Origin of the sequence: Vibrio neptunius (assembly GCF_000967495.1) — a bacterium.
GTDB classification, from domain to species: Bacteria; Pseudomonadota; Gammaproteobacteria; order Enterobacterales; family Vibrionaceae; genus Vibrio; species Vibrio neptunius.
In genome coordinates this window covers 129602-142048 of the sequence record NZ_JXXU01000035.1, presented here as the reverse complement: position 1 = coordinate 142048, position 12447 = coordinate 129602, and the positions used below count along the sequence as shown (strand labels likewise).

The window sequence follows — 12447 nt, the reverse complement described above, 5'->3', positions numbered from 1 at the left end:
TCATGGTCGATTGGCGCTTTGAGTTCAAAGGTGTAGCTGCCATCTGGGCGCAAGGTCAGGACGAATACTTCACCGTCTGCACTGGAGGCGGTGTACGTTGCCACACCATTGGCATCGACTGATTCAGAGAGCGTGACCGCTTTACCTTGTGAGGTCATGCCATCAATCGGGTTGCTGGTCAGGTCAAGCTCGTAGCTCACGACCTTATCCGCCCCTTGAATGGTGGTGAAGTCGCCATCTTTACTCAGCAAGGTGCCATCAGGGCTAGTGCCACTGGCTAAGTCATTCTCATTGAGGATTAACGCCTCAGCATGGGTTATCGAAGGAGCATCATCGACAATATTGACAGAAATATTTTGGGCAGCAGTATCACCATCATTATCTTTGGCAATAACCGCGAAGTTCAATGTTTGATCATCAGCATTCGCAGCATGATCAATCGGTCCTTTCAACTCAAATGAGTAGGTACCATCTCCTTTTATCGTCAGGACAAATACATCCTGAGCAGACGTAGAAGCGGTATAGGTATAAGTATTAGTTGCGCCGTCATAGGTTTCACTCAGTGATACCGCCAAGCCATCGGACTTCAAACCCGCTATTGGATTAGAGTTCGTATCGAGTCGGTATTCAACTACCGTATCTGCACCTTCAGTTACAGTAAACTGACCGTTTGCCGTCAAAGAAGCCGCGTCTGGTGAGGAACCTGAAGCGAGGTCATCTTCGTCAAGAGACAAAGCGTCAGCGCCGCTAATCGTCGGTGCATCGTCTTTCACTTGGATGAGAATTTTGCCCGCTTCCTCGGAACCCGTGCCGCCCGCTATCTCTGAACGGTCACCATCCGCATCAACCGCGTAAACTGGGAGTTCAATCGTCAATGACTCATCGTTCACACCTAAATGATCAAGCTGTTCAAACAAGGTAAATTCGTAATCACCCTGCGAAGGTGAATCTACCTTAATTTCGAACACTGTGACACGGCTTCCGTTGAGCTCAATCACACCTTCATACGTTCGAACACCGTTCTCATTAGCCTTTAGTTCAAGGGTGACCGGCTGTCCCTGTGAAGTCAGTGAGCCATCGGTATTGAACTCGCTTGGCTCCAGTTCAAAGTGATCGATAATATCGCTGCCTGCGGTGGCTGTAATAGAACCACTACCCGAGACTGCTACTGTGCCGACTTGCGAACCACCAACGACACCTGATTCATCAAGGCTCAACCCATCAACATTGGTAATAACAGGGTTGTCGCCGTCAGTAATCTCAATATTAATGTCATTAGTTACCGTATCCTGATCGTAATCTACGATAGTGGTAGGCAGCGAAAGAGAAATAGTATCAGAGCTATTGTGTTCCAGAGGTTTAAACTGCTGGTACTCATACTGCCCCTGCGTATCAACACTAACCGTCAGTACGGTATCTCCTGAAGCATCAGCCGTTAACGTAATTGTTGTCCCATCATCTGACAGCGTTGCCGTCGTGGTTTGATTATCACTGAGTAAGCCATCAAATTGCTGAAGTGCAGAACTGTCAAACCTTACTGAGGCCAGTGCATCACTGCCAATTTCAACGAATTCACCTTGAATCAAGGTTGAGTCAGACTCGACGTTCTGAACATTGGTCGTTTGAGGTGTTGGATTAACGCCATCGCCGATTGAAACCTGTGCATCAATCGGTGCTTGGATGGCATTGCCACCAGAATCAGCACCAGTAATTCCAAAGCTGACTACGATCTGATCATCGCTGACCGCTACTTGTCCACCGCCAACAGAATCTAGATGATCAATAGGTTGGCTTACTGTTGTGGTCAGTTCTAGGCTGACATCTTTGCCAACCAAGGTGGTATCAATATCAATGCGCAGTACTTCGCCTTGGTCGTTGACACCAATAATCGCATTTTCAGCAGCATCATAAGTAAACGTAACGGCTTCGCCTGACGAGCTAATATCAGAGTTGAGTTCAGCCAGCAGACTGGCGAGGGATGCCGATTCAGGGGTAAAACTAGCAGCATCGAGGGCAAGATCGCCCGCGAAAATAGTGACTGTTGTTGTTGCTGTTTGTGGGTATGTGCCGCCTGATAGAGAGCCTTCTGTCAAGGTTTCTGAGATGCTTTGACCGCCGGCAGCAAATACTAACGTTCTTAGCTCATCCTCTGTCTCTTCTGCATCGTCTTGTGCTTGCGCAGATGTTTCGAAGAAAGTGCTTGCCAACACCTCGGTACCATTATAGTCAATAGTAACAAAGCCTCCATTAGCCGAACTAGCGCCACCAGCTCCTGCTGCTGTAGCTTCTAGAATTTGAGTCGGGTCAGCCCCTTCCAAAATTGCGTCTTGAATCGCTGCAATATCACCCTCACTCAACGCATCGTCGCCGATTTGAGTAAAGTCAAATCCAATGTCGCCGTTCACTTGTTCAGTGTGCCAAGCGTTACCGGCAACATTATCCAACTCTAAAGAGATAGTATTTTCGTCTACAATTGAAGCGACACCGTCAGCATTCAGTACCACAGAAGCATGACGAGCGGTGATCATTATTTCATTCGACTGGATAGTCTCGCCTTGAACGACTTTTCTCGCAGTACCATCTGGCTTAACGGCAATGACGTCACCATTTACTTCTTCTACGATACGAGCCTGGCGTACAATTTCGACTTCCATACTTATCCCCTCAATCTGACTAAGCCAGTCAACAGCAATTAAGAAATTTAATAATATTTAACGAGCGTATTGGCGACAAAAATATCAAAATTTGTACGTGATTCCAGTGCTTATTACCGCATTAGGGCCATTGATCGTTATTAGAGTAAGTATAGTCCGAATCACACACCACTTAGCCTTAGCTAACTGCATGATATTCAACAATTAACTCAAAACCACACTCAAATTTCTCACAAGTGAGAAATTTGAGTAAAAATTACCTTAAACCTTAAAATAGGGCTTTGAAAAACACAGCCTTTGATAGATAACTCTTCAAGTAAATAAAATACTATACGGACATTGATGTCTCTATGAATTACAAAATTCAGCGATACTTGGCTAATGGAAGAGAAGTTTTCGCACACTTACCCAATTTGTTTCCCATCGCAGGTCTATTCGGTGCGGTCTTTATCGTATCCCTGATTTGGAACTATCACCAAACGCGAGAACAAGCAATCCTCGACGGAAAACACTCCGTGACCACGCTGGAGAACTATATCGACCGAGTCGCTAGCGATTTAATTGTCCTAAAGCAAAATGTAACCACTTTATGTAGCGAAGCAGATAAACTCGCCCTTCGCGCTCATATGTTTCATTCTGATATGATTAAAGAAATTGGTTTGTATAACGGGTCCAATGTCTACTGCACCAGTAACGAAGGACGAACTCGTATTCGTCTATTTTCTTCGGTGTTGCAACGAATTTCAGAATCATCAAATAACATCACCATTTCTCTGACCAAATCTAAGAGCAAACTCAATTCATTTTTCATTTATGTCTCTTCCAATGACGGAACAGGCATAAACGCCCTATTGCCACCTGTCCAGTTTCTTCAGCAAACGTCCTTTCTGTTAGATAAGCAACATTACGGGTATCAGATTCAAGTCCTCAATCGAAGTATTCAAGGGCAACATCAGATTTCTGAATATATGACGACTCCGTTTAACTTTTCATCACAACTCTATCCGTTGTCTGTCAAAATCCAACTTGATAGCGCCGCCTATCTTTATCACTACCAACAAAATATTTGGCTGATCGTGTTATTCGCTTTCGGCCTGTCACTGATTTATATCCTGCTTCGGCATCACACTCTTGTTAAACATTCGATTGAGTTCTGCCTGAGTAAGGCCATTAGCGAACGTCAAATCGAACTGTACTTACAACCTATTGTGGATATCGAAACACGTAACGTCGTCGGTAGTGAAGCCTTACTGCGTTGGGAACATCCATTGAAGGGCAGCATTTCTCCGGAAATATTTATTCCCTTAGCAGAGAAATTGGATCTTATTGATGACTTAACTCGTCACACCTTTCAATCAGTAACAGAGTTTTTATCACAAAATGGCCCTAGCCTAGGCAATCATTATATTAGTATTAACCTAAGCCGCACATCGTTACTCAAACCCGACTTTATGGCCTTTCTCAAGTCTTATGCGAAAGAAAAACCGGCTTTTGTGTCGCACATTCTGCTAGAAGTCACGGAAAACCTCGATTTCCCTGCAGAGCAACTAAAGGGCGCACTCAGTTCCCTGCAACAAATAAGCCAGCTCGGATTCGAAGTCGCAGTCGATGATTTTGGTACCGGATACTCTGGGTTGAATTTGATAAGACAGCACAAGTTTAATGTGATGAAAATAGATAGAGTTTTCATTAATAGCTTAGGCGAAGACACCCAAATCAAACCCGTAATCCAATCGATGGTGAACTTAGCAAAAGAGCTCAACATGAAAATTATTGCTGAGGGAGTAGAAAACGAACTTCAAATCAGCCAATTAAACGAACTTGGTGTCCGTTACATCCAAGGCTTTTACTATTCAAGACCAATAAAGCCTGAGGCACTTGTTGAATACACTGTCACTCCGTTTAGCGTACGCTTTGCCCATCGTTATATCTGTTACTAAAAAGGAGCCAGCAGCACTCGCTCCTTTTGTCTTTCCATTGAGAATGGTTATGCCACACCATGACCTTTGGAGGCGACCCAAACCCGATACCACTGTTCACGAGTAAGCTCAATGTCCATCGCTTCAAAAGCGCTTTTCACGCGTTCAATTTTTCCTGAACCAATAATAGGCAGAGGTCGCGCTGGTAGTCGATTTACCCATGCGTAGATGATTTGATCGATACTCTGCGCACCGACTTCACATCGGATTGCTTCTAGCTCATCACGAACACGTTGCGCCTGCTCGGTTGCACCAGTAAAAATGCTCCCTCCACCGAGACAAGACCATGCCATTGGTCGCACGCGTTTCATTTGAAGCTGATCTAATGTACCATCATGGGCAACCTCAAAATTCAGTGGATTGATTTCAATCTGGTTAGTAACGAGCGGTTTCGCCACGCGTGACTGTAGAAGATCAAACTGACTTGGAGTGAAGTTAGACACGCCAAAGTGCTTCACTTTGCCAACTTTATGTAATTCACTAAACGCATCAGCCACTTCATCCGCATCCATCAGTACATCTGGTCTGTGGATAAGCAGCACATCGATCTGATCTATATTCAGGCGTTCAAGCGAATTGTTCACAGATTCATAAATATGCCCCGCACTGGTGTCATAATGATTGACCTTGCGTTGAGGAAATTTGTCGGTACAGAGCTTAATATCACACTTAGTGACAATCTGGAGCTCATCGCGAACGGAAGGATCTAGCTTCAACGCTTCACCGAATAGCGATTCACATTCGTAATTGCCGTAGATATCGGCTTGGTCGACCGTGGTAATACCTAACTCAATGTGTTGCTTGAGAAAAGACAATCGTTGCTGAGGCGTCATACCCCATTCTGCAAGACGCCAGTAACCCTGAACCAGTTGAGAAAACTCTGGGCCTTGCGGCGCAATTGTGACTTTAGACACCATCACTTACCTCCTAATAAAAACTGCCTTTACAGTATTCTTGTTTAATTCAATGCTCAACGTATACTGACAACAAATTCGAACCAGAGTACGAAAAATTGAGTTTCTCCGAACGGCTAAAACAATTGATTGGTGAAGAGTCAGTTTCTGGCTTTGCCCGCCGAGTCGAACTTTCAGAGGCCCTTATTCGCAAATATCTCAACGGCAGTGAACCTAGTTTGTCGAAAGCAAACCAAATAGCCATGAAAGCCAACTGTTCACTTGAATGGCTGGCCACTGGCTGCGGGTACCTATATAGACAAGCGGAAGTGGTCGACATGGATGCCTATGTAGTAGCCTATCGATACGTTCATGGTTTTGAGCCCAAAGACCATGAACAACACCGCCATGTCATTGCAGGCTATCAATATCTGCGAGGCCATAAAAAAGCCGATGGCTACCTAGATGAATCTGCCATGGTGCAATTTTTAAATCTGCAGATAAAGGCACAACGCTGAAACTGTCATTTGCATAATACAAAGGATGACTACTGTGATGCTGAGCAAACTTTAGGGCGTAGATTAAGGGAATGATGTCAACTTGAAGAAATCGGCTTAGCCTTGTTGAAAAAACAATCAAGGAATGAACGTGAAGCCAACACATCTCTCTCTTGCTGTGCTGACTGCCCTAATCAGCTTATCAAGCTTAGCCACGCCGACTCTTACCATTTCAACCACAACCACAAGTCGGGACTTCCCTTTAAGCACATCGGATCCATTGGTTCTACCACTTAAAAAAGAAACCTATCAAGTTAATATATCGGGGATCGATGGTACATGCCCGTCGGTGACAGAACCGACAGTGAAGTTCCGTAAACCACTCAGCCTCAATTGCAATAGCGCTACCGAATTATCGGTCAAGATCCACTTCAGTGGTGATTACTCCTTTGCCTACGATGATACTCAACACACAATAACAATCGCTCGGGAAGCCAAGAAAATTGCAGCCAAGAAGTTTACCCGCCCTATCCCCGATGTAGCCTGCGAGCAATACAAAGGTGGAGAAGTGACACTTTCTTTAGGTGATACCTTCAGTGAAGGTACTCAACTCAGAGAGGTATTTTCAAATCAACTCGTTACCGTACAAAACAACCAAGTCAGACTAACCCCCTCTCCAAGCAGTGGTGGACTTGTTCTACTTGAACAGGCCGACACCAGCGCTTCCTCTGCGCAATTCAACTATCGAAACGCCAATATCTATTTCGCGATGGTAGATCGATTCAACAACGGAGATACATCCAATGACCACAGCTATGGTCGAAAGAAAGATGGCAAACAAGAGGTAGGCACTTTTCATGGAGGGGATCTCAAAGGACTAACTGAAAAGCTCGATTATATTCAGAGCCTTGGCACTGACGTGATCTGGCTTTCTCCTATCGTAGAGCAAGTCCATGGCTTTGTCGGTGGTGGAGAGAAAGGCAGTTTTCCATTCTACAGCTACCATGGCTACTGGACTCGTGATTTCACTAAAATTGACCAAAACTTTGGTAATGAAGAAGATCTAAAACAGTTGGTCACACAGGCTCATAAGCACGGTATGCGTATCTTTCTGGATGCTGTTGTAAACCATTCTGGTTACTCGACACTAGCAGACTTACAATTCGACAATATAAACGTTGTTAACACCCAAAACATGCCTGATAAATGGCAAAACTGGGCGCCAAAATCAGGGCAGAACTGGCATAGTTTTAATGATTCTGTTGATTACACAAGTTCAAACTGGCACCAGTGGTGGGGTAAAGACTGGGTCCGAGCAGGGTTGCCAGGCTACAGCAAACCAGGCTCAAACGACATCACCAAAACACTGGCTGGCTTACCTGATTTTTTAACCGAGTCTAAGCAGCCTGTAACGCCACCAAAATGGTTACTCGACAACCCGGGAACCCGCGTTCAGGCACGCGAAAACTACACCGTATCTGACTACCTCATCGAGTGGCAAACCGACTGGGTCAAGCGATTTGGTATTGATGGGTTTCGAGTTGATACCGTTAAACACGTTGAAGAAGATGTGTGGAAACGGTTGAAAAGCGAGGCAACAAACAGTCTTGAGCAATGGCGTACCAACAATAATCAGACCGGACAGCCTTTCTGGATGCTAGGAGAAGTATGGGGACATTCTGCCTACCGCTCTCCTTATGCTAACCAAGGTTTCGACGCACTAATCAACTTTGATATGCAGAAGAAACTCGACAAAGGTGCCGCTTGCCTGAGTCAAATGCAGGAGACCTATCAAAACTACGCTGATTCAATGCAAGAAACACCAGACTTTACCCCTGTCAGCTACATGTCTTCACACGACACAGAACTGTTTTTCAGTCGCTTCAACTCATTTGAGATGCAGCGTAACGCCGCCAACGCTTTATTACTTAGCCCCGGAGCCGTGCAGGTTTACTACGGTGATGAAGTGGGACGTGGTTTAGGCCCCTATGCTGATGACTTCCATCAAGGCACTCGCTCTGACATGTTGTGGAAGCTAAGCAAAGAGCGCCAACAGCTTCTCAAGCACTGGCAAACGTTAGGTAAGTTCCGTCAATCACATCCTGCAATAGGAGCTGGTGTACACAAAGAAATTGGCAACAATTCAGCCTATGTTTTCTCTCGAAGTTTGGAAGACGACACGGTTGTTGTAGGTTTCGTTGGTAAATAAATATACAAGGGCTCTCTACCGAGAGCCCTTGTTCAAATTAGTCAGATTAAGGTTCGTAGTTTGTATTCATTAATGAATACCGGTATTGCTGATCTTTCTGTCCTTCAGCCGCAATATAAAGTAAGAATAGTCCGGTATGACCGATGCCACACTTGAGATCGCAAGGGACCTCATAATCTAGCTTCAAAGCAAGTGAAGGTGATGTACTATCGACCTTTACATCAATCGGGTCTTGGTTCATCTCATGGCGCGAGTCATCGTACTTGGGCAGGGTGTAAATAAACAAATCACTTTCGCTTTGGGCCGCATGAGCGCATGGGAATAAAGCCAAGCATAGTATGACAGTCCAGATAATCTTTGACGTTCGCTTCATGAATCATTGGGGTCGATAAGTTTGATTGCCATAATATATTAAACAGTGTTCAATTAAACCCCTAAAACGAAAAAAGCTCCCGAATTGGGAGCTTTTCTTACCAATAAGAGATAGTTTATTTGTTACGACGCGCTTCTACCGCATCGGCTAACTGACGAAGAACCTTTTCAGTGTCTTCCCAACCAATACACGCATCAGTGATAGACTGACCATAGGTTGGCGCTTGACCATCAACAAGATCTTGACGGCCTTCAACAAGATGCGACTCAATCATTACACCAAAAATAGCCTCTTCACCTGCAGAAATTTGACCCGCTACATCTTCCGAAACCAACATCTGGCGCTGGTACTGCTTCGAGCTGTTCGCATGGCTAAAGTCGATCATCACCTTCTGAGGCAGACCTGATGCTTCAAGTTCAGATTTAATCGCACCCACATGTTCAGCGCTGTAGTTAGGCTCTTTACCGCCACGTAGGATGATGTGACAGTCTGGGTTACCAGCAGTTTCAACGATTGCTGAGTGACCGTACTTAGTGACTGACAAGAAGTGGTGAGAAGCACTCGCACTGCGAATTGCATCCGATGCAATTTTGATGTTGCCATCCGTACCATTTTTAAAACCAACTGGGCAAGAAATACCTGAAGCCAGCTCACGGTGTACCTGAGATTCAGTCGTACGTGCACCAATAGCACCCCAACTGATTAAGTCTGCAACGTACTGCGGAGTGATCATATCAAGGAACTCACTCGCCGTTGGTAAGCCAAGATCAGTGAGATCCAGCAGCAACTTACGACCCATGCGCAGGCCATCATTGATCTTAAACGTGTCGTTCAAGTACGGGTCATTTATCAAGCCTTTCCAGCCCACTGTTGTACGTGGCTTCTCAAAGTAAACTCGCATCACAACTTCTAGACGGTCGCCCAGCTCATCACGCAGTACTTTCAATCGCTTACCGTATTCAATTGCCGCTTCCGGATCGTGAATAGAACAAGGACCAACGATAACCAGAAGTCGGTCATCATCGCCATTTAAAATTTTAGAGATTGCTTCACGAGAACGAAAAGTCGTTGAAGACGCAGTTTCAGTCGCCGGAAACTTCTCTAAAACAGCTACTGGCGGTAATAATTCTTTTACTTTGCTAATTCGTACATCATCAGTCTGGAACATTGCTACGTCTTCCTATTTATCTTGGCTTGAACACCGCACCAAAAATCAGTGGTGCATAAATGCTCTGTTTTGTTTTTCGTCTTCCCTGTAACTTATCTATCAAAAACGATGCTTGCAACCACTTTTTTCAACAAAAGGCAATATTTCTTCTATTTTTACATTTTACACTCAATGTAAACTTTGAATTACATGCGATTTAAAGTGAGCAATATCAGGCTTTCAAGCTCTATTTGAAGCACGTGAGATGCAATATCCCTTTGATATTGTTAAGGTGTTAATATAAATAAACTCAAATAAAGAATCGGCATGAACGCCATCGATTTTACACACGTCAACAAGTGGTACGGCCATTTTCAAGCACTAAAGGATATTAATCTTTCAGTGAAAAAAGGAGAAAGGCTGGTCGTTTGTGGTCCTTCAGGATCAGGCAAGTCAACCTTAATTAGAGCCATCAATGGGTTGGAAACTATCTCAACAGGCAATGTTCAGATATTCGGCCAACCTATATCCGCTGCACCGCCGGGGAAAGTCGGCATGGTTTTTCAGCATTTTAATCTTTTTCCTCATTTAACCGTTTTAGATAACCTGACGTTGGCACCAGTGCGCACATTGAAACATTCGAAACAGCAAGCCATCGATACTGCCATGCATTTCCTTAAGCGCGTCAATATCTCGGAACAAGCACACAAGTATCCCGTTCAACTGTCTGGCGGACAGCAACAACGTGTCGCCATTGCACGCTCTTTGTGCATGAAGCCCGAGATCTTGTTGTTTGATGAACCAACCTCTGCTCTGGATCCAGAGACCATTAAAGAGGTTTTGCAGGTCATGATTGACTTGGCCTCTGATGGCATAGCCATGGTGTGTGTGACTCATGAAATGGGCTTTGCCCGTGAAGTTGCAGATAGAGTGATATTTATGGATCAAGGAGAAATATTAGAAATGGCCACCCCAAAACAGTTGTTCAGTGCGCCTCAACACCCGAGAACACAACAATTTTTTGAGCAAATTCTGAGTCACCAATGATCAGCCGAATTTTTAAGCCTGTGCTATCAGCCTTCGCTCAAATCGTACTACTAGGCTTGGGGCTATGGTGGCTACTGGATTCTGGGGCGAAAGCGATAGACTACCAATGGCAATGGCATCGAGTACCCGACTATCTCGCCTTCTATGAAGATGGCCAGTGGTGGCCTGCTGAACTGCTCGAAGGCTTGTGGATCACCATCCAAATATCAACGTGGAGCCTTTTGTTTACTCTGCTGATTGGTATATTGACGGCCTTACTCAAGCTTTCACAATCGATTGTCGGTCGAGCTATTGCAAATACTTATATTGAACTGATTCGCAATACGCCGCTTTTGGTTCAAATTTATCTGTTGTACTTCATCTTTGGGCCAGTGATAGGCCTAGATAGATTTGCGACTGCGATTTTGGCGCTATCGCTTTTCCAAGGTGCCTACACCGCTGAGATTTTGCGTGGAGGCCTGAACAGCATCTCTAAAGGTCAGTTTGAGGCGGCTAAATCCCTAGGGCTCAGTCCTTTCTCTACCTATTACGACGTTATCTTCCCACAGTTACTACAAAGAACGTTGCCGCCTTTGACCAATGAGGTGGTTTCTCTGGTTAAGAACTCGTCAATTGTCAGTGTAATGGCCATATTCGACCTAACAACAGAAGGAAGGAATATTGTTTCGGAGACCGCGATGCCATTTGAGATTTGGTTTAGCGTCGCAGCGATATATCTTTTGCTCACACTCTCTCTATCGGCAATCTCCGCTTGGCTAGAACACAAACTTGGCGCCCAATGGCGTACCCACCAATAAGGAAATCAAATGAAACACTTAGGACAAAAGGTTCGCTCGTTAAGGGCATTCAAACAAACCATCACAGCACTAGTTGGGTTAGCTATTACACTCCCTACACTCGCCAGTGACACTCCAAATTTAGATAAGATTAACGAACGCGGTACGTTACGCGTCGGAATGTCGACCTTTGTTCCATGGGCTATGCGCGACAAGCAAGGGGATTTAATCGGCTTCGAGATCGATGTAGCTGAGCGACTTGCCGCAGATTCTGGCTGGAAAGTAGAATTTGTACCTACTGCTTGGGATGGCATCATTCCAGCGCTGCTGGCGAAAAAATTTGACGTCATTATCGGCGGAATGAGCGTGACTCCCGAGCGCTCCAAGAGCGTTTTATTTACCGCCCCTTATTCACACTCCGGCGTTCAGGTAGCAGCCAATAAAGAACTGGCTTCAGGCTTTTCTGAAATGAGCGATTTCAACTCTCGACGCGTTAAAATCGCTGCACGCCGCGGGGCGTTCACAGTTCAAGTCGCTCGAGAAGCTTTTCCAAAAGCTAAGATTCTTCAGTTCGATGATGATGCGCAAGCATTTCAGGAAGTCCTCAATGGTAACGCTCATGCTGTAATTGCTTCTAGCCCTAAACCTGAGCATGAAGCCGTGAAAAATGCCGACAAGTTGTTTATCCCGTTTAATGAGCGCCTGTCTAAAGGCAACGAGGCGTTCGCTGTTCGTCTTGGTGAAAACGACAAACAGGCCTTCTTCGACCAGTGGATACAAGCTCGAACCGACGACGGCTGGCTTGAGCAGCGTTATGAATACTGGTTTGCGACACTGGACTGGCAACAACAAGTAGCAACGGGTCAATAACT

Annotated in this window: 10 protein-coding genes; 6 read left to right on the top strand and 4 right to left on the bottom strand. The window is 45.2% G+C overall.

What is annotated here, in order from left to right; genetic code table 11:
• Nucleotides 1-2654 (bottom strand): retention module-containing protein (locus TW84_RS12440; protein WP_045975953.1); only part of this gene is annotated, 2654 nt, incomplete at its 3' end.
• A 350-nt stretch (nucleotides 2655-3004) separates the two neighbouring features.
• Between TW84_RS12440 and TW84_RS12435 the strand changes: the two genes are divergently transcribed.
• A complete protein-coding gene (locus TW84_RS12435) occupies nucleotides 3005-4594 on the top strand; it encodes an EAL domain-containing protein (protein WP_045975952.1) in 1590 nt (529 codons plus the stop codon).
• Nucleotides 4595-4641: 47 nt separating this feature from the next.
• Here the strand turns inward: TW84_RS12435 and TW84_RS12430 are convergent, their stop codons facing one another.
• Nucleotides 4642-5550, bottom strand: a complete 909-nt coding sequence (locus TW84_RS12430; protein WP_045975951.1) for an aldo/keto reductase — start codon at nucleotides 5548-5550, stop codon at nucleotides 4642-4644.
• A 95-nt stretch (nucleotides 5551-5645) separates the two neighbouring features.
• On the opposite strand from TW84_RS12430, the gene TW84_RS12425 reads away from it, so the two are divergent.
• The gene (locus TW84_RS12425) at nucleotides 5646-6044 is read left to right on the top strand and encodes a helix-turn-helix domain-containing protein (protein ID WP_205622487.1); all 399 of its coding nucleotides are present in this window, start codon (nucleotides 5646-5648) and stop codon (nucleotides 6042-6044) included.
• Between the two features lie 130 nt (nucleotides 6045-6174).
• Nucleotides 6175-8232: an alpha-amylase gene (locus TW84_RS12420; protein ID WP_084720222.1), complete on the top strand. Its 2058-nt coding sequence runs from the start codon at nucleotides 6175-6177 to the stop codon at nucleotides 8230-8232.
• A 46-nt stretch (nucleotides 8233-8278) separates the two neighbouring features.
• Here the strand turns inward: TW84_RS12420 and TW84_RS12415 are convergent, their stop codons facing one another.
• Both TW84_RS12415 and aroG read right to left on the bottom strand, forming a co-directional pair.
• Nucleotides 8279-8518: a hypothetical protein gene (locus TW84_RS12415; protein WP_240478175.1), complete on the bottom strand. Its 240-nt coding sequence runs from the start codon at nucleotides 8516-8518 to the stop codon at nucleotides 8279-8281.
• Between the two features lie 202 nt (nucleotides 8519-8720).
• On the bottom strand, nucleotides 8721-9773 hold the full coding sequence (gene aroG, locus TW84_RS12410; RefSeq protein ID WP_045975947.1) for a 3-deoxy-7-phosphoheptulonate synthase AroG: 1053 nt from the start codon (nucleotides 9771-9773) through the stop codon (nucleotides 8721-8723).
• A 306-nt stretch (nucleotides 9774-10079) separates the two neighbouring features.
• Between aroG and TW84_RS12405 the strand changes: the two genes are divergently transcribed.
• From TW84_RS12405 to TW84_RS12395, 3 genes are read left to right on the top strand one after another with little or no spacing between them, the layout of a single operon-like run.
• Nucleotides 10080-10799, top strand: coding sequence for an amino acid ABC transporter ATP-binding protein (locus TW84_RS12405; protein WP_045975946.1), 720 nt, complete (start codon nucleotides 10080-10082; stop codon nucleotides 10797-10799).
• On the top strand, nucleotides 10796-11596 hold the full coding sequence (locus TW84_RS12400; RefSeq protein WP_045975945.1) for an amino acid ABC transporter permease: 801 nt from the start codon (nucleotides 10796-10798) through the stop codon (nucleotides 11594-11596). Before TW84_RS12405 ends, TW84_RS12400 begins: the two co-directional genes overlap by 4 nt.
• 9 nt (nucleotides 11597-11605) lie before the next feature.
• Nucleotides 11606-12445, top strand: a complete 840-nt coding sequence (locus TW84_RS12395; protein ID WP_045975944.1) for a transporter substrate-binding domain-containing protein — start codon at nucleotides 11606-11608, stop codon at nucleotides 12443-12445.
• The last annotated feature ends 2 nt before the right edge of the window (nucleotides 12446-12447 follow it).